Below are 24,696 nucleotides of genomic sequence, written 5' to 3' on the forward strand. Positions count from 1 at the left end.
ACTCCGAATGTCGGGCTCGAACCGACGACAACACGATTAACAGTCGTGTGCTCTACCAACTGAGCTAATTCGGAATAATGCTTTTGCTGTATCAAAACAACTATTTAATTATGCCATCTGCGCATAGAACTGTCAACGCTTTTCTGTCGATTTTTTGCCTTTTTTCTGGGAATTTTCACGACTTTTGTCAAAGTCGAATCTGACCCCTCTTTTAATTAGAATCATTGTGATAATAAGGCGCTTTTCTGTGCCCTTTTACTAATCGAAACGGTAGAAAATCGGGCTGGTTCGTCTTGGACTTTGCCAGTTTTAGACATAAAAAAAGCCGCTCCGAAGAGCGACTCGATTAATTGATTGAATTAGAATTGCGTGTCTTTGCGGCGCAAAGCAGGAATCGTCATCATCACAGCAAGTGAGAAGAGGTAGCTAAGCGTAAAGAACATCAACACGTGGTTCACCGTCAACTTGTCCATCAAGGCACCAACGATGAATGGGAAGAATCCACCCAAGAACTTTCCACCTGATGAAACCACTGAGTTAGCAGTAACACGAGCTTCGGCTGGGTACAAACGGGAAACGATCACACCGAATCCGGCGTACATTCCGTTTGAGAAGAATCCAACCACCAACATGATGGCCAAGAGTGACCATGAGTTGTGAGCCAGCGTTGGCAAGTACAAGGCCAAGGCTGAGAAGGACAAAAAGAGTCCAAAGGCCTTACGTGGGCCAAAGCGGTCCAAGAATGAACCGAAGAAGTACATTCCAAGGGACATTCCGATCACCATGGCAACCGTCCACATCGTGGACTTACCAACCGGCAAGCCCAAGTGAGCTTGCATCGTCTTTGGCAACCAAGTCAAGATACCGTAGTATCCTCCGATTTGCACCATCATCATCAAGACCAAGGCAATCGTTTGGTAAGCCAATGCCGGCGTCTTGAAGACTTCGAACAACGGCAACTTTTGCTTCTTCTTTTCCTGAGCCATCTTCTCGCGGGCCTCTTCGAATTCAGCTGAATCCTTGAGGTTACGACGAACAAAGAAAGCAAAGGCGATTGGCGCCAAACCGAAGAGGCAGAGCGCGTTCCAGCCGTAGTGTGGCAAAATCAAAGCCGACGCAATGGCCGCCAAAATCGTTCCCGTCTGCCCACCAATGTGCGCAAGTGACGTCAAACGACCAATCTTCTTACCAGCAAAACTTTCGGCGATCAACGTCACACCGGCACCGTATTCGGCAGCGGTTCCGAAACCAGCCAAGAACTTCAAGGCGTAGATTTCGTAGATGTTGTCCGCGAAGTAAAGGGCTGCGGTTGCGAAGGCAACCACGAAAATCGTCCAGTTGAAAATCTTAGCACGACCAATTTTGTCGGCCAAGATTCCGAAGAACAATCCTCCAAGAAGCATACCCGTCATGGCAAAGGTCGTAATCAGACCCGCAGCAGCTTGGGTAACGCCCAATGAAGAGACGATGGCAGTCGTTGCGATTGGAATCAATGAGTGGTCCATGTGCTCCAAAGAGAAGCCGGCCGTCGTTGAGACCATGGTTACTTTTTGATGCTTCGTGAAATCCTTAAAACGGATTTTTTCTGCATCAGTAGCAGCGTTTGTCATTATTTAAAATGTCCTTTCAAAACCGACGCTCACAGGCGTCAATTATTTCGTGAATAATGCGTTTTTTATATTTTTAAACACACGTTACTATACCGAAAAAGACGTACATTAGCAAGCTATTTTTTTATCAAAAAAGAGCCGCCAAAGGCGACTCTTAAACGATTTTAAGTTAGTTGTTTTAGAACTTGATATCCTTGCGACGGAAGGCCGGAATCGTCAACATCACGCAGAGTGAGAAGAGGTACATGGCCGTGAAGAACATCATCACGTGGCTCAACGTGTACTTGTCCATCAACCAACCGATGATTGGTGGGAAGAATCCTCCCAAGAACTTTCCAGTTGATGACACAACGGCGTTAGCCGTTACTCGGGCTGAGGTTGGGTACAAACGTGACACAACCACTCCGTAACCACCGTACATTCCGTTCGAGAAGAATCCAACGACCATCATGATGATGAGAAGTGACCAGGCGCTTTGGGCAACCAAGAGCAAGTAGACAGAGATGGCAGCCAAGGCTAAGAAGACACCGAAGGCCATGCGTGGGCCGAAGTTATCTAAGACAAAGCCGAACATGTACATTCCGAGTGACATTCCAACGATGGTTACAATCATCCAGAGGGATGAGCCAGAAACAGACAAGTGCAATTGCTTTTGCATGATCTTTGGCAACCAGTTCATCAAACCGTAGTAACCACCGATTTGAATCATCATCATCATGATGAGGGCAAACGTTTGGTAAGCCATGGCTGGTGTCTTGAAGACGGAAAGGATTGGGGCCTTTTCCGTGACCGTTTCCTTGTGGTTTTCACGTGCTTCTTTGGTCTTCAAGAATTCGTCTGATTCCTTGACGTGCAAACGGAAGACGAAGGCCAATAGAACCGGTACCAAACCAACGAGGAACAAAGCGTTCCAACCGAAGGTTGGGATGATAATGGCGGAGGCGATGGCTGACAAAACAGCACCAACCTGTCCACCGATTTGAGTAAGGGACGTCAACTTACCAATCTTCTTACCAGCGAAGTTTTCGGCAATCAACGTTACCCCAGCCCCATATTCGGCTCCGGTTCCAACTCCGGCAATGAAGCGGAAGAAGTAAACCAACCAAATGTTGTGGGCGAAGTAAATCATTCCAGTGGCAAAGGCCACGATGATGAGCGTCCAAGTAAAGACGCGGACACGACCGATACGGTCGGCCAACATTCCGAAGAAGAGTCCCCCAATCAATGATCCAAACATGGAAATCGTTGAGATGAATCCTCCGGCAAAGTTGGAGATGTGCAAAGAAGCGATGATTGATGACATCGCGAAGGAAATGAAGAGCTGATCCATGTGCTCCAAACCAAATCCTGTCGTGGTGGACCAGAGTGTAAGCTTCTGGTTCTTCGTAAAGTCGCGGTAGCGGAGGTGTTCCACTTCGTGCGTGTTAGCTGCTTCTTGCATACTAATTATTCCTTTCAAAATTGACGCTCACAGACGCCAGTTATTTTGTCCGGACAGATGTCGGACACTATCTGTTACTATATGCCCTTTGACTTTAAAAAGCAACAAAAAAAGCCAGCGATTGCTGACTTTTTAAATATTGAAAGTTTTTTGAAAACTCCGAATGTCGGGCTCGAACCGACGACAACACGATTAACAGTCGTGTGCTCTACCAACTGAGCTAATTCGGAATAATGAGTACCTGACTCAACTTGAATAGTATACAAGTAAAAGCCAGGGACGTCAATGTTAAAAGTAGTTTTTATGGACGCATCGTTGGGAATAAGATGGCGTCACGAATGGTTGTCGTATCCGTCAACAACATCACCAAACGGTCGATTCCGATTCCCAAACCACCTGTAGGTGGCATACCGTATTCCAAGGCCTCGATGAAGTCTTCGTCGATTCCTTCGGCTTCGTCGTTTCCGTTTTCACGTTCAGCGACCTGGGCTTCAAAACGGGCACGTTGATCGATTGGATCGTTCAATTCCGTAAAGGCGTTTCCGTATTCGGCACCCATGATGAAGATTTCGAAACGGTCCGTGAAGCGTGGGTCTTCGGCGTTCTTCTTTGCCAAAGGTGACACTTCAACGGGGTGTCCGTAAACGATGGTTGGTTGTTCCAACGTGTCTTCTACGAATTCTTCGAAGAAGGCGTTGATGATGTGACCAACCGTCCAGAACTTTTCGTACTTCACACCCTTGTCGTCAGCGAGCTTTTGCGCTTCTTCGACAGACATTTCAGGCCAGAAGTCCACACCGGACTTTTCCTTGATCAAGTCCACCATGTGCTTGCGAGCAAACGGCTTGTTCAAGTCGATTTCAACACCTTGGTAGTTAATCTTCAAGTCGTCTGAGACAACCGCAGCAGCGGCCTTAAAGATTCCTTCGGTTTGATCCATGACGTCGTGGAAATCAAAGTAAGCAGCGTATGATTCCATCGTCGTGAATTCTGGGTTGTGCTTGGCGTCCATTCCTTCGTTACGGAAGATACGGCCGATTTCGTAAACACGTTCCATTCCACCAACGATCAAACGCTTCAAGTAAAGCTCCGTGGCGATACGCATGTACATGTCGATGTTCAAGGCGTTGTGGTGCGTGATGAATGGCTTAGCAGCGGCACCACCAGCTTGCGTCTGCAAGATTGGTGTTTCCACTTCCATGAACTGGTTTTCGTCCATGTACTTACGGATGGCTGCGATAATCTTTGAACGTTGTTGGAAGCGAACCAATGATTCCTTGTTGGCAATTAAGTCCAAGTAACGCTTACGGTACTTCGTTTCAACGTCTGAGATTCCGTGGTACTTATCCGGCATTGGGCGCAAGGCCTTCGACAAGTGCGTCAAGTGCGTGGCCAAGACCGTCAATTCACCGGCTTCGGTCTTCATCATCGTACCAGCGATACCGATGAAGTCACCCAAGTCAGAGCGCTTGATGATTGGGTAGTTTTCACCCAAGTCGTCACGACGGGCGTAGACCTGAATCTGTCCTGAGCGGTCGCGGAAGTCAGCAAAGATGACTTTACCGGCACCACGCTTGGCTACCATTCGACCTGCAATGATAACTGGAATTGGATTTGCTTCCAATTCTTCCTGCGTCATGTTGTCATACTTTTCGTGGAGATCAGCCGCTAAGGAATCGCGGTCGAAGCGATGTCCGAAGGGGTCAATTTGAAGATCATCTTGGAGCGCCTTCATCTTCTGACGGCGGGCACGCATTTGATCATTAAGGGCTTTTTCTTCAGCCATGAATGGTTACCTTCCTTGGTTATCTCGGTTTTATCTAATGTTTAGTATAGCAAATCGGGGGCCATTTAAAAAGTCGGCCGAAGCCGACTTTTAGACTTTTTAGCCCTTCTTTGAATCACTCTCGTCTGCGTCGTCTTCTTTTTGCTTAGCTTCTTCTGCTTCGCGTTTCAAGACTTTTTGCAAGATGGTGTCCAGTTCTGCGGCCGTGAAGTGGTGCTTCTTACCCGAGAACTTTCCACGGATTTCCGCCCCACCATCTTCGTCGATCATCGCTTGGATTTCGTGTGATGGCAACGTGGCGAGTTGGTCCGCGTAGGCTTCCTTTGCAGGTTCGGCAGCGAGTCCGATGGCCTTTGCTTGCAACTCATCGTAGTTGCGGTCACCGAAGATGGCGTCCAGAATGGCCAAAGGTCCCTGCTTGTGCCCTAAGAGCGTGGCCAAGGCTGGCATGTCTTGAAGTTGTTGGTTCAAGTCCGCCAACTGGGCGTCCGTAGCATCAGGCAGGGCTTGCACCATGAATCCACCTGCGGCCTTCACCGTGTCATCCGGGTTCATCGTGACCCCGACACCAATCACCGTTGGAATCTGTTCGGAGTGCGTGATGTAGTAGGTAAAGTCGTCACCGATTTCACCAGACACCATGACGGATTGTCCGATGTACGGGTTGGAGTATGGCGCAAACTTCGTCACCGTGAAGGAACCGTTGTTTCCAACGGCACCCGCGACGTTCAACTGGTTGTCGTCGTTTACGATGTTTTCAATGCCTGGATTTGAAACGTAGCCACGCACCGCACCGTTCGTGTCGGCTTCGGTCACGATTTGACCGATTGGTCCGCGTCCGTTCATCTTCACGTTCAAACGCTCTTCACCCTTCAATGAAGCCTGGGCGAGGATTTCCGTGGCGAGCAAGGCCCGTCCCAAAACAACGGTCGCCAAGCGACTCGTTTCGTGGGATTCGGCTGCTTCTTCCACTAACTTTGTTCCATCTAGGGCGAAGGCACGAAAGGCTTCGTCCTTGGTAATGACTTTGATTAATTGATCGGCCATGTGACCCTCCTTTCAAGCAAAAAAGCTGGCGCTAGGGCCAACTTTTTGGTCTGCTTATGACTTGGAATCGTCATCAGCTGGGGCATCGTCTGCAGATTCTGCTTCGGCCTTGTCGGCGTTTTCAGCATCTTCCACGTTTTCACCCTTTTCTTCTGCGTCTTCCACTTCGTCTTCCTTGTGATCCAAGGCAGCCTTCGTTTCATCATAAGACTTGGCATCACCGTCATCTTCTTCACCCTTCTTGGTAAAGGTTCCGGTTTCGTAGATGTCTTTAATTTGCTTTTCATCAAGTGATTCAACTTCAAGCAAGGCGTTTGCGATCTGCGCCAACTTTTCCTTGTTTTCCGTCAAAATTTTCTTGGCTTCGTCGAACGCTTCTTGCGTCAAACGACGAACTTCAGCATCGATGGTTGCGGCGGTTTCGTCTGAGTAAGACTTGGCACCACCAGCTTCGTCGTATCCGACAGAAGCGTTTCCTTCGAGCTGGACCATTCCCAACTTATCAGACATACCGTAGGCGGTCACCATCTGACGGGCCAAGTTTGTGGCCTGCTGGAAATCGTTTGAGGCCCCTGATGAGGCTTCGTTGAACGTGGTCATTTCGGCCGCACGTCCACCCATCAACCCAGCCAAGCGTTCCTTGGCTTCGGAGAAGCGGATGTTGTAGCGGTCCGTCTTTGGCGTCATCAAGGCGTACCCACCAATGCGTCCACGAGGAACGATGGTAACCTTTCGAACGACAGAGGCGTCGGACTTGACCAAACCAACCAATGCGTGACCGGCTTCGTGGAAGGCCGTTGTCTTCCGTTCGAGTTCGGACATCGTCTTGTTGGCCTTGGCCGGTCCTTGGAAGATTCGATCTTCGGCTTCGTCCAAGTCGGCCGTATCGATTTCCTTCTTGTTGCGACGAGCAGCAAGCAAGGCCGCTTCGTTCAGCAAGTTTTCCAAGTCGGCTCCCACGTAACCAGGTGTCTGGTGCGCGATGGCCTTCAAGTCAACGGATGGTGACAGTGGCTTGTTCTTGGCGTGAACCTTCAAGATGGCTTCACGGCCCTTCACGTCAGGGGCACCAACCATGATCTTACGGTCGAAACGACCAGAACGGAGCAAGGCGGGATCCAAGACGTCAGAACGGTTGGTTGATGCCAAGATGATGACACCTTCCGAGTTGTCGAACCCATCCATTTCAATCAGGATTTGGTTCAACGTTTGTTCACGCTCATCGTTTCCACCACCGACACCAGAACCACGACGGCGACCAACGGCATCAATTTCATCGATGAAAATGATGGCTGGGGCAGTCTTCTTGGCCTGTTCGAAGAGGTCACGAACACGTGAGGCACCAACTCCGACGAACATTTCGACGAAGTCTGAACCAGACATGGAGAAGAATGGCACGGATGCCTCACCGGCAACCGCCTTTGCCAACATCGTCTTACCAGTTCCCGGAGGTCCTTCGAGCAAGACACCCTTTGGAATGCGGGCACCCATTTCAGTAAAGCGCTTTGGTGACTTCAAGAATTCAACAACTTCAACGAGTTCTTCCTTCTCTTCGTCGGCACCGGCCACGTTTTCAAAACGGGTCTTGTTGTCTTCTGGGTTGGATGGCTTGGCCTTTGACTTACCGAATTGGCTCATCATGCCACCGCCGCCCTTGCCACCTGACTGGGACATCATCATGTAGGCGATTCCCAGAATCAGAAGCATTGGCACAACGGAGATGACCAAGTTCAACCAGAATCCGGATGAAGCGGCTGGCTTCGTCGTCATTTCCGTGTTGGTCTTCTTGGCCAAGTCCGTCACGTTCTTAACGGATGAGTCGTTTTGCAAAACAGACGTTTGGAAACGAGTCGTCGTTGATTGTTGGGCAATCAAGGCGTTCAAGCCAGAGTTCTTACTGCTTTGCTTGTCCTTCTTTGATTGCTTGTAAGTACCGGTCACGTTGTAAACGTCTTGTCCCGGTTGCATGCTGAAGGAATCAATTTCCTTGTCAGACAATGACTGGACGAATTCGCTTTGAGAAAGTGTCTTCGTCTTTTGGTTGGAACCACCCATGAAGGAGTAGATTCCGGCGATCACTGCCAAAAAGATGATCACATAGAGGAAGGAGCTTTTGAAAAAGCCTCCGTTACCGTTTTCGTTTTTCATCTAAAATCCTCAATCCTGTATCGTAATTCAAAAGTCGGATGCGGCCCGGGCCGATCCGGAAACAAACTGCTAGTAAACAGTTCTTATGAGTAAATATTCTGCTTCAAAATACCAACGTATGGCAAGTTACGGTAGAGACCCTTGTAGTCCAAACCGTAGCCCACAACGAATTCGTTGCGGACGTCAAAGCCAACGTAGTCGGCCTTAATGTCGACCTTGCGGCCTTCCTTCTTATCCAAAAGGGTTGCCACGCGAACGGAGTTCGCACCACGTGACAAGAGCAAGTCTTCCAAGAACTGGAGTGACTGCCCCGTGTCCACGATGTCTTCTAGAATCAACACATCGCGACCCTTCACGTCGGATTGCACGTCCGTCACCAAAGCGATTTCGTTTGATGATGACACCCCACCGTGGTAAGAAGAAATCTTAATGAATTCCAAGTCGACGTACAAGTCAATCTTACGGATGACGTCAGCCGTCCAGAGGTAGGCCCCCTTCAAGACGGACAAGACCAAAGGCTTTTGCCCTTCGTAGTCCTTGGTAATTTGCTTACCCAAACGGTTCGCGGCCTCTTCGATTTGGGCCTCATTAAATAGTACTTCAGAAATATCGTTATTCACTAGTTTCCCTCAATTCGCCATACTAAGCATTGCTTGCCACTTGGTCGGTCAGCCGGCCAGTTCGCACTTTTATACCAGTGTTTCCTGCCTAGCCAAACGGCCAAAACATTTTCGTTTCGGTCCAACAAGAGGTAGGTTTCTGACCTAACTTCTTGGGGAATTTTCTGATCGATCAACAAGCGGCGAATGCTCTTGTGGCCACCTTTGATGGGCACCTCGGAGTCTTCGTCCGCCTGTTCAAGGATAACTGCTCCGTCTAAATCACCTGGCAAAGTCAAAACCGAATCGGTTGCCTTCACCTGTTCTCTATTCTGAACAGCTAACATTAAATCAGTCAAAAAATACCATTGGTCTAATTCTAACACAAGACGGGCTTTCTTTTGCCCCGCTTTTAGCAATTTTTCACCGCTTTTTTCGGGATTAGACGGGCCTTTACGGACTGCAACACGGTCGTAAGTTTTGGTGAAGGCGTAGCCGTTGGTCAAAGAAATTGCGGCATTTGGTTTCTTATCGTTTAATAGCACGTGACAGAATGCGTCGACCTGCTCTTCTTTTAGCTGATAGAGACCGGCTTCCTTGGCCAGTTCCTTCAAGAAGAAAGGCCACCAATCTTCTTTAATCCGACGGTAGTCGGACTTAAACATCCCCAAGTCCGCCTTCACGGATTCAGACAGGAAGGCTTGTTCCTTCTGCGCTCCCTTAGCCCATTGAACCAGGTGGTCAACGGCCTGCTCGTTGATACCTTCAAGCGCTGGCAAGACGTTGTTTCGAATCATGTTCCGTGGTGTATAATCCGGATCCAGGTTCGTGTAGTCTTCGTGCCAGCTCAAGCCGTTTTGCTTGGCATAGGTCACGAGCTCCTCTTTGGATAAGCACAAGAAAGGACGGTAGTAATCCCCAGAGTGAGCAAGCATCCCCGCCTTCTGCTGGTAGGCACCACCCCGAATAATCTGAAGCAGAACCGTTTCAGCCTGGTCATTTTTGTGTTGGGCCAGGAGGATGCCGCTTGCATGAGCCTTTTCGGCTACTTCTTTAAAGAAGGCGTAACGAATGTCGCGCGCCTTTTCTTCGACGGCCACCGTTTCTTTTGAGAGATCCACAACTTTTTCGTAGAAATCCAGCCCGTGGTCGGCCGCCGTTGCACGGACGAAATCGGCGTCGTCATCGGCATCCTCTCGGATGTGGTAGTTCACGTGGGCAACGGCCACCGTGATATCCGGGCGAAAGCGCACCAGCGCTTCTAACAGAACGATGGAATCGACACCACCGGAACAGGCAACGACCACCTTACTTGGGAGCTCAAATTTTTGAATTGTTTGTTTAATTTTTTCTTGCATAGATTATAGAAAAGCCACCCAAAAAAGGGTGGCTTTTTTAATTAGCCCTGCTTATCTGGCAGGTTGTAAATGATTTCGTCTTTTTTGGAGTAACCGTACTTATCCCGGAGGATTTGCTTCAAGTACTTTTCGTCTTGCAGTTGCTTGGCTTCCTTCTTCAGTGAGCTGTTCGTCTTTTGAACGGCAGCCAACTGGTTTTCGGACTTCGTCAACGTTTGGTTAGCGGCGTGGAGACGCACTTGTCCGAAGACAAGTTGCATCATGAAGACCGACGCGATGGCCAACCCAACGAAGATGATTTGCTTGCGACGACGGGCGTGGGCCTTCTTGTAGTGCTTACGGGCCGCTTCACGCTTCTCATCAGACGCTGCAATCTGCTGGGCAATGCGGGCGTTTAATGGTCGAATATTCGGTTGTAGTCGACTGTTATCGCCTGGCATGTCCAATTTCTCCTTTAGGAATATTCTGACACACTTAAGGGGTTGTGACAAGGCGGAGACGCACTAATTCTGTTTTTTTAATAAATATTAAACAATATTGATGAGAAGGCTTCTAAATAACTATGTTTATTTAAAAAAGCCCCCTGCTTTCTGTCTACAAAAGAGTTATTATCGAAATAGATGTAAGAAATGACATGTAAATGTAAATAGGTGAGAAATATGGTTTCAGAAAAACAAAAGCAGGTTTTTGAGTTCAGGGCTTTTCCAGACGGAGAAGATCGTTTCTTCGAATTTATGGAAAAGGATTTCATGGCGATTGGATGGCCAGAAATTGGTGACGTTTCAGACCAAAGTCCAGAGGCAATCAATCACGCCCTTGAAACAGAATATGGTATTGTTGCAGCAAACACTCGTGGTCAGTACACAGGTTTCTTTACGCGATTAAAAAAAATGGAAGAAGGAAATATCATCTTAACGCCATATGTTGATAATGGTGAACCGGTGATTATAGTTTCCGTCGTTACAAAGGGATATCACTTCGACCCTGAATATACTGATATCCATTCAGCTCATCAAATTGGTATTAAATTCAAAGCAAATATTCCGCGTAAACACTTCAAGAAAATCTCCCAACAATTTTACGACAGCTTGAATTCTCGCCTCACACTTTCAAAGCTTGATTTCGAAGATCATCAAAAAGCGATCGAATACATTGTGAAAGAAATGGAGAAGCCAGGCCACCGATTACCAAACCAACTTTCAGTAAAAAAACTCAACTCTGAATATAAAATTTCAATTGAGGCACTTATTACATCCTTTAATGAAACGCAAGATGAACTCACTAAGAAATCATTACTTTTTTCAATGCTTTGTCTTAATGAAGCCTATCTAAAAGATAGAATTATCGAAGCTTTGGTTACTAAAGAGGTTCGAGTAAATGACGTACTATTAGAAGTTGTGTCTAAAAACGTTATCGAGTTTCTATACTCTGCAAAAACAAGAACCAAAATAGCCAAAAAATATTTCATTAATCACAATTTAGGAAAAGCTTACTACAAGCTCCGAAATGCTCTTGCTCATGATTTTCGAACTGTTAGATTTGACGATTCATTTAATCAAGTCGAATACCAAAGCAAGGAAAATGCCAATACAGAAATCTTCGAAGATCCTATTAGTATAGTTGATTTATTTACTGCTTTAGCTAACTATCCAACTAATTTAAAACGTATCGAAGACAACGACTCCGAAAACTAACCCCCTATCAAAAAAACTCCCCTGCCATCAGCAAGGGAGTTTTTTTCTTTAGCCATTAAACTTCGTCGTTGTAATCGCGTTCGTACGTTTCGGAAATCACTTCGTACATGTCTTGTGCTTCTTCCTTCTTCACGATGTCTTGCAACTTCAACACCTTAAAAGTTGAGGTTTTGTTTCCAAAACGAATTTCAACGATGTTGTTGGTTCCAACGTTGGCTGATGACTTCGCCACCTTACCATCGATGGAGATGCGTCCTTGGTCGGCCAATTCCTTGGCGACCGTACGACGCTTAATAATACGTGATAACTTCAAAAATTTATCAATGCGCATAGTGTTTATCCTCTTTTATTTGTTCTGTTGAATCGCTTACTTGTCCGCGGGCGCTTCGTCTGAGCCATTGCCCTCATCGTCCGCGACTTTTCCAGTTGCGTCAGCATCTGCAGCTTCGTCGGTTTCGGCGATTACGACCTCGAGGAAGTCCTTCAAACTGTTCATCCAGTAGGCGGACTCCTGGTTCAAGTCGACGGTCAGCGTGACCGCAAGCTCGGCTGTCTTACCGTCAACGACCGCCTTGTAAGGCACGTCCTTCAGGCAGGCGAAGATGGTCTCACCGGCCAACTTCTTCGAGATGGCCTCGTTGAAGCGAACCGTAATCTGGTTCTTCTGGCGGCGAATCTGTGTCACCTGTGCGAGGTCGGCCACGTTCTTGATTCTTGAGACCAAGATCAAGCGGGCGGCTTCGTCTGGCAGTTCACCAAAGCGGTCCGTCAGGTCGTCTTCCACCTGGTCGAAGTCCTCGTCGCTACGGGCAGAACGAATCTGCTGGTAGAGGCTGACCTTCTGCGCGTTGTCTTCGACGTAGTCGTCCGGCAGGAAGGCGAGCACACCCAAGACCAACTCGGCGTCGGTCTTCGGCTGATCCTCTTCGGCAACGTCATCCCCCTGCTTCTTGGCAACGGCTTCCTTCAGCATCTGCGTGTAGAGGTCGTAACCAACGGAGTCGATGAAGCCGTGCTGCTGCTTACCAAGCAGGTCACCAGCACCACGAATGGACAGGTCGCGCATGGCAATCTTGAATCCGGAACCAAGCTCCGTGAAGTCACGGATGGCTTCCAGACGCTTCTCCCCTTCTTCGGACGGCGTCCGCGTGAACGGGTAGGTGAAGTAGGCGTAGGCCAGACGGGCCGAACGACCCACACGACCGCGCAGCTGGTAGAGCTGGGACAGTCCCATGTGGTCGGCGTTGTCGACGATCAACGTGTTGGCGTTTGGAATGTCGACACCCGTTTCGATGATGGTCGTCGTGACCAAGACGTCGAATTCCCCGTTCAAGAAGTCGTACAAAATCGACTCCAACTGTACCTCGGACATCTGGCCGTGAATGACGGCCACCCGGGCGTCGGGCACGACGTCTTCAATCTGCGAGCGAATCTGCTCGAGGTCGGCCACCCGGTTGTGCAGGTAGAAGACCTGCCCGTTGCGGGCCAGTTCCTTTTGGATGACGTCGCGAACCAAGGTCCAGTCCAATTCGACCACGTAGGTTTGGATTGGGAAACGGTTCAACGGCGGCGTCTCGATGACCGAGAGGTCACGCGCCCCCACCATCGCCATGTTCAGCGTTCGTGGGATTGGCGTGGCCGTCAGCGTCAGGACGTCAACGTTCGTTCGAAGCTGCTTCAGGCGCTCCTTGTGCTTGACCCCGAAGCGCTGCTCCTCGTCAATGACGAGCAGGCCGAGGTCGGCGAACTGAACGTCCTTTGACAGCAGACGGTGGGTCCCGACCACGATGTCGAGCTCGTGGTCCTCCAAGGCCTGAATGGTCTTCTTGTTCTCCGCCGCCGTCTGGAAGCGGGACAGGTGACCGATTCGAATCTCAGGAAAGTCGGAGAAGCGGTCCACCAGCGTTTCGTAGTGCTGCTGCACCAGAATCGTTGTTGGTGCGAGCATGGCGACTTGCTTGCCGGCATGGGCTGCCTTGAAGACGGCACGCAGGGCAACTTCGGTCTTACCGAAACCGACATCCCCGACCAGCAAACGGTCCATTGGCCGCTTCTTCTGCATGTCGACCTTGATTTCCTCAATCGAACGCACCTGGTCCGGCGTTTCCGGATAAGGGAAGCCAGTGTCAAACTTAATCTGGGCCTCGTCGTCCTTTGGATAGGCAAAGCCCTGCTTGGCCTCACGTTCGGCGTAGAGTGCGAGCAGGTCATCGGCAATGTCGTCGATCTTTTCTTGGACCTGCTTCTTCGTCTTCTGCCACTCGGTTCCCCCGAGCTTATTAATCTTTGGTGACTTGCCGGCGTCCGATCCCCCGATGTACTTCTGAATCAGGTTCAACTGCGTGACGGGCAAGAAAATCTTGGCGTTCTTCTGGTAGGCAATGACCAAGTAGTCCTGCTTACCGCCGTTCGCCTCGATTGATTCGAGGCCCTGGTATTGACCAATTCCGTGGTTCAGGTGGACGACGTAGTCGCCTACTTCGAGCTCGTTGTAATTCTTCAGGCGTTCCGCATTCTGCAGCTTCTTCTGCTTGCGGGCCACCACCTTCTTCGCCTTGGCAAAGAGCTCCGTTTCGGTCAAAACCGTCAAGTGGGCCATTGGCCATTCGAATCCGGATGACAGGCCTTCAACAACGACCTGCACCTGGTTGGACTGAATCTCTTGGTTAATCGGAACCTGCAGGTTGCGGGCCGCGAGTGATTCAACCAGGCGGTCGGCTTGTTCTTGCGTGCCGACCATCAAGACCCAGGTCAATCCCCGGTCCTTTGCAAAAGTCAGATCCGGCTCGAGGGCGTCGAGCTGGCCGAAGTATTGTTTGGCTGGTCGTGACGTCCATTCAATGAGATGGCTGAAGGTCAGTTGGTTCAAACCGCGCTTCAAGTTGGCCAAGTAGGTTTGGGGCACTGAAACTTCAGGCAGGCGGTCGGCCAACTCAGCGCGCAGGGCCAAGGGTGGCACGAGCTGGCGGTTTTCGACTTGTTGGTCGAACCAGTCCGCATCGAGACCACTCTGTGATAGCAGGGATTCTTGTAGGCGCGCATACTCGTCGATGACCAAAACCGCATCGTCTGGCAAGTAATCTTGGACCGTGCGTTTTTCTGGATAGAAATACCCCAGGTAAGGCAGGATGCTCTCATCCCGTCGTCCTTCGTCCAATGCCCGCTGCGTTGGGGCAAACCCTTCCGTGATATGCTTCTTGTCCACACCGTCGGCTTCTTTTCGATAGGCGGTAAAGGCTGCCTCGACGGCTTCCTTACCAGCTTGGTAAGCCTGGTCGTTTAAAATCAAATCCGTGGCAGGGAGTACGTGCACGGACTCGAGCGATTCGCTGGACTTCTGCGTCACGGGGTCAAAACGCTTCATTTGATCCAGCTCATCGTCGAAGAAGTCGAGGCGAATCGGCTCGTCCTGGTCAGCCGGGTACACGTCAATGATGGAACCGCGTTGGGCGAACTGCCCGATTTGCTCCACCTGTGGGGCGTTGACGTAGCCGAGGGTGACCAGTTGTTGCTTCAGACCAGCAAAGTCATACACCCCACCGACCTCAAGCGACAACTGCGCATCCACCAGTGTTTCTTTCGATGGCTCGTAACGGCAAAAAGCAGCCGAATTCGTCAGATAGAATCCCGCTGTGTTATTCGCAAGCGCCGTCAGTGCTTCCACCCGGTCCGCCACGTTACTATTCGAAGAAATTGCAAGCTCCGTCGCCACCGCCTCTTCTGCGACAAAGCGGTGCACGGCGTTTTCGCCCAGCAAGTCCGTCAGCTCCTGCGCCAACTCCTCGACGTGGGCCACCGTATCCGTCAGCACCATCATCACGCGGGGCTTTTCTTCGTACGCCGCCGCCAGAGCCGCCGCCTTCGCCGAGCCGTTCAACCCAATCACCAGCTGCCGTTCACCCGGCTTTTCGTCTTGGGCAAGTTGCTGCCATTCCTTCAGATTTTTCAGGTAATTTGTGAGTTTCATTAATTAGCCGTTGTAACGGTTACTCAACGTAGCCGCGTCCGCTCCTTTAATCCAATCCATCAACGCGTCGTCTGTCTTATCAAAGACCTCTTCCCAAGTCTTCAAATCGTCCTTTGAAAACTTTCCGAGCACGTACTTAATCACCGCTTCGTGCGTGTGCTCCGGGTGCGCAATTCCGAACTTCAAGCGCAGGAAGTTCTGCCCGTTCACGTGGGCGATGATGGACTTCAAACCGTTGTGTCCACCGGCAGATCCCTTCACGCGGAAGCGAATCTTACCAAAGTCGGAGTCCAAATCATCGTTTAAGATCAAGATGTCTGAGACATCCCCACCGTAAAAGTCCAAAAAGGCCCGGACAGATTTTCCGGAATCGTTCATATAAGTCGTCGGCTTCACCAGCCAAACAACCTCACCGTCCACCATCAATTTAGCGGCAGAGGCGAAGAGCTTCGTTGGCGTGAAATCAACGCCCTGACTTTCCGCAAAGTGATCCAGAGCCATAAAACCGATGTTATGGCGCGTCAAATCGTATTCTTTTCCGATATTTCCTAAACCAAAGATGAACTTCATGGCATTTCCCCTTTAATGTGTCTGTACTATAATCTTAACATTATAGCACGCTGATTTTTGCCAAAACTGTGCTAGGATATAGGAAAGCACTCGTTTTGAAAGGGAAGATTTATGTTTCCACAATCACTCATCATCAAAAAACAAGACCTCCTCACCGTCTCAGAAGACAGCACGATTCAAGACGTCTACGAACTCTTCGAATCGACGAAGGGCCAGCACGTCCGCACCATTCCCATCCTAGACAAGACCGGCCACCTTTTCCGTGGTAACGTCTACCGTCAACACGTCTACGAGTACGTTTCCGAAAAGGGCGACATGGCACAGCGTGCCACGTCCATCATGCGAAACTCCACGAAGTTCATCAAGACGACGGCCAACTTCTACGAGTTGTTCTTCGCCATCCGCGACCTGCCCTACATCGCCGTCGTTGACGACGGGCACCACTTCGTCGGCATCCTGACGCATGGGACGTTGATGAACGTGCTCGCCAAGTCCTGGTCATTGGCAAAGGGTGGCGTGGCCATCGCCGTCAAGGAAAAGAACCAACGCGGTGACCTCGGCAAGATGTCCAAAATCATCACCAAGTACACGAACATCGAATCCGTCTTGTCCCTGCAGATGCAACCGAACGAACCACTCTCCGTGCTCTTCACGTTGCCATTGACGGCGGATTCCCCCGTTCTTCGCAAGATTATCACGCGCCTCGAAAAGAAGCGCTTCTACGTGGTCGCACAAGAAGACCTCTCACAATTCATGTAAAGTCAGAACCGCGGGCGATTGATTCGTCGGCGGTTTTTTATTGGGATTGAAAATCCTTTGAGATGTTATACAAAACACTATAGCTATGCCCGCGATATCCTGTTATATTGACAGTGAGGTTTGCGGAAAGCCCAGGGGATTTCTAGTTGGACTTCGGGTGCCAACCCAGCTAACTCATGGCTATATTAGTGAGATTGTTTGTCAACTGATACGTTGGCAAGAAGCGCTCTCCTAGCTTTAAATTTTCCGCGTACATAGCCAAACAAAAAGCCAACCACACCGTGGTCGGCTTTTTTCTTTTGGATTGCATTCGAATGCACGCGCACTTACCAAACAAAGAGTCCGGCAGTGGCTGCGGATAGCATTGAAACCAAGACACCAGCCAAAAGCAAGTAACCGATTCGGCTGGAGATGTACTCGTTCTTTTCCTTGTTCACGAGTCCCTTGAAACAGGCCAAAATCATTCCGATGGTTCCGAAGTTGGCAAAGCTCGTCAAGAAGACCGTCATCACGATTCGGGCGTGTTCGTTTGAGAAAAGACCCTTTCCCGCCATGATGGACTTGGAAATCTGTCCCATGACCACGAACTCGTTCGTCACCAACTTCGTTCCCATGTACTGAGCGAGTTGGAAGGCGTCTTGGGCCGAGAAACCGAGGAGGAAGGCGAATGGGAACATCAAGACCCCGAAGATGTTTTCAAGGGTCAACCAAGAAAGACCGGTCAAAGAGAAGATTTGGTCAATCAAGGCCGCCAAGGAAACGAAGGCAATAACCGTCGCCGCGATGATCAAAATCAAACGCCCAGCGTTCAGGATGGAATCCCCAAGGAAGGAGAAGAACGGTTCCCGCTTGCCGTTCTTTTGGCTCGTTGAAACCAATTCGTTGTCGCGGGCGGAGACCTTGGTTGGGTTCAGGATGGAAGCCACGATGATGGCCCCCAAGATGTTCAACGGAATGGCCGTCAGCACGTACTTTCCCGGCACCATTTGCGTGTAAGAACCGATGATGGCGCTCGTCACACAGGACATGGACATCATGGCAAGGGTGAAGTTCCGTCGAGCCGACATCTTTTCAAGCTGTGGCTTTGACACGGCGAGGACCTCGGTGTTCCCCAAGAACATCATCTCGATTGAGAAGAAGGCCTCGAAGTTTGGTTGTCCGGTCACCGTCGCGAGTCCGCGACCAATCCACTTGATGACCCATGGCAAGAAGCCGATGTAGGTCAGGATGTCAAAGAGCGGCACCACCAACAGGATTGGCAGCAGGGCCGCCGTCACAAAGTTTGGCCCACCGTGGTTGGAGGTCAACCATTCGGGCACGGCAAAAACAATCCCCTTTTCGGCAACCGCCACCAACCAGTTAAAAGCGTCGGCAGCAGCCTTCACGGCAATCTGACCGGCCTTGAACTGGGTGAAGAACCAGGCGAGAACCAACTGCATGGCGAGCAAGCCACCGATGGACTTCCACTGAATGTGCTTCCGGTCGTTTGAAAAGCAATAGGCAACGAGCAAGAAGACAAAAATACTCAAAAAATTAACAACAATCAACATGTTTGCTTACCTCATTTTGTTTGGATGGCAGGACGACGGCTGCCCTCTATTCCAACTGAACGCGAAAAGCCGGGCCCTTGAATCGCTTGAGATTTGCTAGGCCACGATAACGTAAGTTGATTCTGGATTGTTTTTCTCTCAATCGCATTGCTGTCCCCACATCGGATTTTTAAGACGCACTTGAATCGTTCACTACATGTTTAGCACCAGAAAACGATTTCGCCAAGCCTTTTTCAAAAAGTCGACCGTTTAGGGCGCAAAACTGTCTACTTAGGCCACAGACCTATCTTTTTTGACCGCTCGCTTCCTATGCTAAAAGAAAAAACGGAGGACGAGACGATGGGCCTTCCATCGAAAAGAAAAAGAGAAACAAAACGAAGATAACGACAGAACAGCCGAATGAGAGACAAAGAAAATGAGGTAAGAAAAGTGAACAGAATTCTGGTTATTGGAAGTTTAAACGTTGATGTACTCCAACAGGTTGAGCGCCTGCCGAAGGTTGGCGAGACGCTTTCCATTCACAACAAATCAACGAACTTTGGCGGCAAGGGAGCGAACCAGGCCGTCGCCGCGGCTCGCCAAGGGGCGGACCTGACTTTTGTCGGAGCCGTCGGCATGGACGCGGAAGGCACGTCCTACCGCGAACTCTTAGACCACGAGGGCATCCACACCAAAAACATTCAATTGAAGGAACAGCCCACCGGAACGGCCTACATCATGCTCGAAGACAACGGGCACAACACAATTCTCGTGCACGGCGGGGCGAACATGGCGCTGACCGCTGCAGACGTCGAGGAAGCCGCACCCTATTTCAAGGACGTCGACGTCGTCATCGCCCAACTCGAAGTGCCAGCGGCCGCCATCAAGCGTGGCTTCGAGCTGGCCAAGTTGTACGGCGCCATCACCATCCTGAACCCGGCGCCCATTACTAACCGCGTGGATCCCGCCATCCTGGCCAACACCGACATCCTCGTGCCAAACGAGACGGAGGCAGCTGCGCTTCTGGGCATGAAGCCCACGACCAACCAGCACGAGCTCGAAACCCGACTGCCGCTCTACCAGGCAAAGCTCTCCGTGACAAACATCATTATTACGCTCGGCGAGCACGGCTGCTTCTACGCCGTTAACGGCCTGATTGGCCGCCTGCACAACGCCAACGTGGACGCCATCGATACGACGGGGGCCGGCGACACCTTCATCGGGACGGTGGCCGCCCACCTCGACCCAAAGCTAACCAACGTCGCCTCGACTTTGCAAAGGGCCACGCTCGCGGCTGGATTGGTCGTCTCGCGCCAGGGGGCCATCCCCGCCATCCCGACAAAATCCGAAATCGACGCCCTTGCCAAGCACTACACCGAATTTATTTAGGAGGTCACGATGTTAACAGTTGAAGAAAAGAACGCGCAGAAGAAGGCGGCCGCAAAAGCCGCCCTCGAATACATCGAAGACGGCATGGTGGTCGGTCTCGGAACCGGATCCACCGCTGCCTACTTCATCGAAGCCCTGGCGAACCAGGTTCGTGACAAGGGCTGGCAACTCACCTGCGTGACGACCTCCATCGAGTCCGAACAGTTGGCCGCAACGGTTGGCTTGAAGACTGTTCCAATCGAGCAAGTTGAACAAATCGACGTCACCGTCGACGGCGCGGACGAGGTCGATGCCCGTTTGAACGGCATTAAGGGCGGTGGAGCCGCCCTGCTCTTCGAGAAAATCGTGGCCTTCAAATCCAAGCAAAACGTCTGGGTGATTGACGGCGAAAAGAAGAGCGACAACCTCGGGACGAAGTTCAAGCTCCCGGTCGAGGTGATTCGTTTTGGCGCCCAGCTCCTCATCCCCGCCTTTACGCAGATGGGGCTGAAGCCTAAATTCCGAAAGCAGGAAAACGGCGAGCTCTTCTTGACCGACTCCCTGCACTACATCATCGACTTGGACATCAGCGGCATCTTTGATCTGAAAACGCTCGCCACGCAGTTAAAGGGCATCACGGGCGTCGTCGAACACGGTCTCTTCTTGAGCGTCTGCGACGTGTTAATCATCGGTGGAAAGACCGTCCAAACGATTAAGGGGTAAGGCATGTACTACTTACTCGCGATTGCAGCCGGCCTGCTCTTAGCCGTTCAAAATCCCTTTAACGTGAACCTCGGTCGCAAGCTCCGCTCACCCATTCAGTCCGCCTACCTGATTTATTTGATTGGAATCATCGAGTTTGCCCTCGCCCTCATTTTATGCGGCCAGAATCCGCTCGTCATCCTGGTGGACACGAGTCTGATTGGGGCGCCCTGGTCGATTGGCGGACTACTGGGTCTGTTCTACATCCTATCCATCATCGTCCTCTTCCCAATGATCGGCCCCATCAAGGCAGTGACCTACCCGACGTTGGGCCAAATCGTCTCCGGTGTCTTCATCGACACGGTGGGTTCCTTTTCGGTTGAGAAGAGTCCCTTAACCGGACTTCGCATCGTCGGTATTGTCCTGCTCTTCTTTGCGGTCTTTCTTTCGACTAAGCAAGCTGGCCGAGTCCCGGGTGGCCCGTTTGGAAAAAAGCGCAAAGCACACAGCAAGACCGAACCCACACCCGCTTCGGATTTACTACTCATCTGGGCATTCTGCGCCGGTGTTGGGTCGACGCTACAGGGAATCTTTAACGGAAACCTGGGCGGTGTCCTCTTTTGCCAATCCATCCCGAAGACCAGTTTCCAGGCGGCCATCGGCGCCACCTTCTTCGCCTTCTTCTCAGGGTTCGTCACGCTTTCCTTACTGCTTGTGGCGATGGACCAGCTCTCCATGAAGAAAACAGCGATGGCCCTTCAAAAGCCCCTTTCCTGGCTGACGGCCACCATGGGCTCGGCTTTCGTTTGTGCCATGACTATCCTGAACCCCATCATCGGGCCGGGACTCACCGTGTCTTTATCCATCATCGGTTTAATGGCGGGGACGATGTTCATCGAACACAAGGGACTCTTCAAAGTGAAGCGTTCTTCCCTAACACAACGCAAAGCGCTCGCGCTCCTGCTCTTCATCATTGGTATCCTCTGCGTGAAGGTGCTGGGTTAGGAAAGCCATTAAAAAAAGGACTTCTCTTTGGAGAGGTCCTTTTCTTTTTGACTGATTTCTTATCCCGCTTGCCAATCGGCAAAGTAGTCCAACTCGTCTTGTTCTTGCTGCAGTCTTTCAATCAACTGGCGTTGGCAATCGTCGATGATGCCTAGAATTTTGATCACGAAGAAGGTTTCTTCCGCTCGGTTCTTCACGTCCTCCGTCATCGTAAAGGCACTGTAGTAGCTGGAACGATGCCCGAAGATGGCCTGGGAAAGGCTCACCGCCGTCAGCGCATCCAGCTCTTTTGCCAGGGCACCCGACAGCAGGTAGCGTCCTAACCGGCCGTTGCCATCGTAAAAAGGATGCGTGTTTTCAAACATGAAATGCCCGACAATGGCACGTATCAAGCTCGGATAGTTGTCATCATCCAAAAAGGCCAGCCAAGCGGTCAGACGTTGTTGAATGTTCGCCTCCCCCTGAGGGGCGTAGTGCACCACCTTATTGCTCTGGTAGGAAAGAATGTGAACGCCGTGCGCACGAAACAGCTCACCGTCAACAGCATCCAAAGCGTTAATCTCCCCCTTCAACAGGTGCTGATAGAGAAAGCCGATGTCCTCCAAACTCTCCACGGTTGGCAACTCCTGGTTCAAAATGTCCAGATAAAGTTGGACCGTTGAAGCCAAACGGACATTGCTCTTCCAGCCGCTTTTCAGGGCGACGCCGATTTCTTCTCGAGTGGATCGCACGCCCTCAATGTCGTTGGTGCGCTTAATTTCGGACACGAGTTGGTCGTGGAAAAACCGTTCCCGTGCTCGCTTTGGCAGAGCGTCGACCAAGCTTACAATCTTATTGGAGTTCCCCCTCAAGCGGTCGCACAACAGCAGCAGTTTTTTGGTCGGCACCACAAACAAGGGGTAGCTCTTGCCGGCCGGCGTCTCCCGTTGCATGAGGTAAGGTTTGAAGGAAGTTGTAAAAGTCAGGGGCGACCCGACCCGGCGGTGGTATTCCTCGTCAACAGCATCCGGGGATTCGTGGTTTCTCATTTGGAAAACGTGTAATGGTTGGTATGTCATCGAGACTCCTTTCACACTTTTTTGCAGTTTTTTCAGCCCAAGTATAGGTTCAGCAGCATCTTTTGACCTAGCATTTTTGTTCTTAATGTCGATTAGGACAAATTTGCGCCCTAATCGACATTTGAACGAAAAAAATGATGGCTGAAAAACGACATCATTTAGTAGCTAACCATCCCCGAATAAGCCTGATATATCAGCCTTTCATATATTCCATATCGGCATTAAGACGGGCATTTGGCGGGGGTATACTGTGGGCAGAACAGCGCAAATAAACTTTTGAAAGGAGGTCTTTATGACCTTGGAACAAATTCTTGAGACGGCCCTCGCCGTCACGACCATTGCCGTTTCCTGTTGCTTCATTTACTCGATGATTCAATTTTCTTTGATGGATCGAAAGGAGGCAAAGATGCGCAGAATCCGAGATGAAGCCTTCATCGAATACTGCAAGTTGCTCTTAGCAAAACCAAGAGGAGAGGAGGAATGAAATGAAAAATGTTATTGAGTTACAACTACCAATTTCCGAAGGTTATGCACTTGGCGGCAGTGATCAAGCGCGACAAATTTACGAAGAGCAATTAAAGGACAAACTCACCCCTGAAGTCATTAACCAAGGAGCGCTAATCAAGTTCCCTGAACACATTATCATCATCGGTTCCTGTTTCATGAAGGCGTTGATGGAACCGTTTGTTCAAACACTCGGCGCTTACCAGGTTCGACAGAAAATTCACTTCCAAACGTCCTCAGAAAAATTAACAAAGGAGGTCATCCGTGATATCAACTAAAATTCCATTCCCAATCGAAAGCCAAAAGGAGAATTCCATGCCACACAAAAACGTCATCGAACTTCACTTTGATGAACCAAACTGTCTCGCGCTAGGTGGAAGGGATAGCGGTCACGCTCTTTACGAAGAACAATTGAAAAATCAGCTCACGAAAACAATGTTCGACCAAGGAGTTCTCATCAAGTTTCCCGATTCCGTTGTCATCATCGGTTCCAACTTTATGAAAGCACTAATGGCTCCAATCATTAAATCCTTCGGGCTTTATAACACAAAACAAAATGTTCATTTTCAAACTTCATCAGATGAACTAACAAAGGAGGTCATCCGTGATATCATCTAACATTTCACTACCCACCGAAAGCGAAAAGGAGAAATCCATGCCTAACCTGATTGAGCTCGAAATTCCGAATCACAAGGCGTTGGGCGGCACCGCTTTCGGGAAGCTGATTTATCAAGAACAATTAAAAGAACGCTTAACACCCGAAGTGATCAAGCAAGGAGTCACCATCAAGTTTCCCGATTCAATCATCGCTATTGGCTCCTTTTTTATGGATGGTCTCCTGGAAGCACTAAAAAAATCAATCGGAATCTATGCCATTCGCTCGAACATTCGCTTTATAACTTCTTCATCAGAATTAACAAAGGAGATTTACCTTGATATCGACTAGTAATTTTCTCGCATTTATTGCGCTAATAATATCTTCATATACCCCCTGGCACTGCAGACGAACGTTTAAATCTCAGTATGAAATCAATCAATCCAGTGTTATTTATATTAAACACCTGCAAAGCATCATTCCAAAGACTTTCCACAACTTACAGGTTAGTGAAGAATCTTCTTCGGCTGCTAAAGAGTTCTTGTTAAAAATTCGTGTGTTTAAGTTAGATATTCTATACTTTAAGTACACACATCGTAAGATTTACCATTCCGTTATACATTCCCTAGAAGAAATCGAAAAACAGATTTCAAAGGTGATCGACTCTGAGAAAGTCGACCCTCAAATCATCGACGCCATCTCTTCCTCCCTCAACCGCATCTACAAAGCCTTCTTCAACGACCTGCCGGATGATCGGATTGAGCAGTATTTCAAAGCGTAAAAAGCATGCCCGCTAAAACACACATAGCGAGGCGACAGCGTAAACCGCATCGAGCCAGCACACCTTCGCCGGCTCCACAAGGAGTCCACGCTCCCCCAGCACCACCAAGCCCTCTGCTTCCCAGAGGCCGTGAATGAACAAACCAAAAAAGCACCCCAAACAGGGTGCTTTTTTA

Annotated in this window: 23 protein-coding genes and 2 tRNA genes; 10 read left to right on the plus strand and 15 right to left on the minus strand. The window is 50.0% G+C overall.

Annotated elements, in window-relative coordinates; translation table 11 throughout:
* Position 1: 1 nt before the first annotated feature.
* From NFX39_RS05785 to NFX39_RS05830, 10 genes are all read right to left on the minus strand, one after another.
* Positions 2-74: transfer RNA gene (locus NFX39_RS05785), tRNA-Asn, on the minus strand.
* Between the two features lie 285 nt (positions 75-359).
* Positions 360-1,610, minus strand: a complete 1,251-nt coding sequence (locus NFX39_RS05790) for an MFS transporter (protein WP_252443897.1) — start codon at positions 1,608-1,610, stop codon at positions 360-362.
* 178 nt (positions 1,611-1,788) lie between these two features.
* Complete coding sequence (locus NFX39_RS05795; RefSeq protein ID WP_252443898.1) at positions 1,789-3,051, minus strand: MFS transporter; 1,263 nt, start codon at positions 3,049-3,051, stop codon at positions 1,789-1,791.
* 157 nt (positions 3,052-3,208) lie between these two features.
* A tRNA-Asn gene (locus NFX39_RS05800) sits at positions 3,209-3,281 on the minus strand.
* Positions 3,282-3,352: 71 nt separating this feature from the next.
* On the minus strand, positions 3,353-4,837 hold the full coding sequence (gene lysS / locus NFX39_RS05805; protein WP_252443899.1) for a lysine--tRNA ligase: 1,485 nt from the start codon (positions 4,835-4,837) through the stop codon (positions 3,353-3,355).
* Between the two features lie 99 nt (positions 4,838-4,936).
* On the minus strand, positions 4,937-5,884 hold the full coding sequence (gene hslO, locus NFX39_RS05810; RefSeq protein ID WP_252443901.1) for an Hsp33 family molecular chaperone HslO: 948 nt from the start codon (positions 5,882-5,884) through the stop codon (positions 4,937-4,939).
* A 54-nt stretch (positions 5,885-5,938) separates the two neighbouring features.
* Positions 5,939-8,032 (minus strand): ATP-dependent zinc metalloprotease FtsH, encoded by a 2,094-nt coding sequence (gene ftsH / locus NFX39_RS05815; RefSeq protein ID WP_252443903.1) that lies wholly within the window; start codon positions 8,030-8,032, stop codon positions 5,939-5,941.
* Positions 8,033-8,115: 83 nt separating this feature from the next.
* Positions 8,116-8,652, minus strand: a complete 537-nt coding sequence (gene hpt, locus NFX39_RS05820) for a hypoxanthine phosphoribosyltransferase (protein WP_252443905.1) — start codon at positions 8,650-8,652, stop codon at positions 8,116-8,118.
* Positions 8,652-9,989 carry a tRNA lysidine(34) synthetase TilS gene (gene tilS, locus NFX39_RS05825; RefSeq protein ID WP_252443907.1) on the minus strand — a complete coding sequence of 446 codons (1,338 nt, stop codon included), beginning with the start codon at positions 9,987-9,989 and terminating at the stop codon, positions 8,652-8,654. Before tilS ends, hpt begins: the two co-directional genes overlap by 1 nt.
* A gap of 41 nt (positions 9,990-10,030) precedes the next feature.
* Positions 10,031-10,429, minus strand: a complete 399-nt coding sequence (locus tag NFX39_RS05830) for an FtsB family cell division protein (protein ID WP_252443910.1) — start codon at positions 10,427-10,429, stop codon at positions 10,031-10,033.
* A gap of 219 nt (positions 10,430-10,648) precedes the next feature.
* Between NFX39_RS05830 and NFX39_RS05835 the strand changes: the two genes are divergently transcribed.
* On the plus strand, positions 10,649-11,683 hold the full coding sequence (locus NFX39_RS05835) for a hypothetical protein (RefSeq protein ID WP_252443912.1): 1,035 nt from the start codon (positions 10,649-10,651) through the stop codon (positions 11,681-11,683).
* 55 nt (positions 11,684-11,738) lie between these two features.
* On the opposite strand, the gene NFX39_RS05840 is transcribed toward NFX39_RS05835, so the two are convergent.
* Genes NFX39_RS05840 through pth form a run of 3 tightly spaced genes read right to left on the minus strand, consistent with a single transcriptional unit; the run spans position 11,739 to position 16,220 of the window.
* The gene (locus NFX39_RS05840) at positions 11,739-12,014 is read right to left on the minus strand and encodes an RNA-binding S4 domain-containing protein (RefSeq protein ID WP_252443914.1); all 276 of its coding nucleotides are present in this window, start codon (positions 12,012-12,014) and stop codon (positions 11,739-11,741) included.
* Between the two features lie 36 nt (positions 12,015-12,050).
* Positions 12,051-15,650 carry a transcription-repair coupling factor gene (mfd, locus tag NFX39_RS05845; protein WP_252443916.1) on the minus strand — a complete coding sequence of 1,200 codons (3,600 nt, stop codon included), beginning with the start codon at positions 15,648-15,650 and terminating at the stop codon, positions 12,051-12,053.
* Between the two features lie 3 nt (positions 15,651-15,653).
* Positions 15,654-16,220 (minus strand): aminoacyl-tRNA hydrolase, encoded by a 567-nt coding sequence (pth, locus tag NFX39_RS05850; RefSeq protein WP_252443918.1) that lies wholly within the window; start codon positions 16,218-16,220, stop codon positions 15,654-15,656.
* A 111-nt stretch (positions 16,221-16,331) separates the two neighbouring features.
* On the opposite strand from pth, the gene cbpA reads away from it, so the two are divergent.
* Positions 16,332-16,979, plus strand: a complete 648-nt coding sequence (cbpA, locus tag NFX39_RS05855) for a cyclic di-AMP binding protein CbpA (RefSeq protein WP_252443920.1) — start codon at positions 16,332-16,334, stop codon at positions 16,977-16,979.
* Positions 16,980-17,305: 326 nt separating this feature from the next.
* On the opposite strand, the gene NFX39_RS05860 is transcribed toward cbpA, so the two are convergent.
* Positions 17,306-18,529: a NupC/NupG family nucleoside CNT transporter gene (locus NFX39_RS05860; RefSeq protein ID WP_252443922.1), complete on the minus strand. Its 1,224-nt coding sequence runs from the start codon at positions 18,527-18,529 to the stop codon at positions 17,306-17,308.
* Positions 18,530-18,958: 429 nt separating this feature from the next.
* Here NFX39_RS05860 and NFX39_RS05865 point away from each other — a divergent pair, with 429 nt between their 5' ends.
* Genes NFX39_RS05865 through NFX39_RS05875 form a run of 3 tightly spaced genes read left to right on the plus strand, consistent with a single transcriptional unit; the run spans position 18,959 to position 21,583 of the window.
* Positions 18,959-19,897, plus strand: coding sequence for a ribokinase (locus NFX39_RS05865; RefSeq protein WP_252443924.1), 939 nt, complete (start codon positions 18,959-18,961; stop codon positions 19,895-19,897).
* Between the two features lie 9 nt (positions 19,898-19,906).
* Complete coding sequence (gene rpiA / locus NFX39_RS05870) at positions 19,907-20,599, plus strand: ribose-5-phosphate isomerase RpiA (RefSeq protein WP_252443926.1); 693 nt, start codon at positions 19,907-19,909, stop codon at positions 20,597-20,599.
* 3 nt (positions 20,600-20,602) lie between these two features.
* Positions 20,603-21,583 carry a DMT family transporter gene (locus tag NFX39_RS05875; RefSeq protein WP_252443928.1) on the plus strand — a complete coding sequence of 327 codons (981 nt, stop codon included), beginning with the start codon at positions 20,603-20,605 and terminating at the stop codon, positions 21,581-21,583.
* A 59-nt stretch (positions 21,584-21,642) separates the two neighbouring features.
* Here NFX39_RS05875 and NFX39_RS05880 read toward each other — a convergent pair whose 3' ends face one another.
* On the minus strand, positions 21,643-22,641 hold the full coding sequence (locus NFX39_RS05880) for a Fic family protein (protein ID WP_252443930.1): 999 nt from the start codon (positions 22,639-22,641) through the stop codon (positions 21,643-21,645).
* A 292-nt stretch (positions 22,642-22,933) separates the two neighbouring features.
* Between NFX39_RS05880 and NFX39_RS05885 the strand changes: the two genes are divergently transcribed.
* From NFX39_RS05885 to NFX39_RS05905, 5 genes are all read left to right on the plus strand, one after another.
* Positions 22,934-23,125 carry a hypothetical protein gene (locus NFX39_RS05885; protein WP_252443932.1) on the plus strand — a complete coding sequence of 64 codons (192 nt, stop codon included), beginning with the start codon at positions 22,934-22,936 and terminating at the stop codon, positions 23,123-23,125.
* A 1-nt stretch (position 23,126) separates the two neighbouring features.
* Positions 23,127-23,423, plus strand: a complete 297-nt coding sequence (locus tag NFX39_RS05890; RefSeq protein ID WP_252443934.1) for a hypothetical protein — start codon at positions 23,127-23,129, stop codon at positions 23,421-23,423.
* Positions 23,410-23,763, plus strand: a complete 354-nt coding sequence (locus NFX39_RS05895) for a hypothetical protein (RefSeq protein WP_252443936.1) — start codon at positions 23,410-23,412, stop codon at positions 23,761-23,763. Before NFX39_RS05890 ends, NFX39_RS05895 begins: the two co-directional genes overlap by 14 nt.
* 37 nt (positions 23,764-23,800) lie before the next feature.
* Positions 23,801-24,091, plus strand: a complete 291-nt coding sequence (locus NFX39_RS05900; protein WP_252443938.1) for a hypothetical protein — start codon at positions 23,801-23,803, stop codon at positions 24,089-24,091.
* A 190-nt stretch (positions 24,092-24,281) separates the two neighbouring features.
* On the plus strand, positions 24,282-24,521 hold the full coding sequence (locus NFX39_RS05905; protein ID WP_252443940.1) for a hypothetical protein: 240 nt from the start codon (positions 24,282-24,284) through the stop codon (positions 24,519-24,521).
* Positions 24,522-24,696: the final 175 nt, after the last annotated feature.

This window comes from Fructobacillus apis (assembly GCF_023893635.1).
Classification (GTDB): domain Bacteria; phylum Bacillota; class Bacilli; order Lactobacillales; family Lactobacillaceae; genus Fructobacillus; species Fructobacillus apis.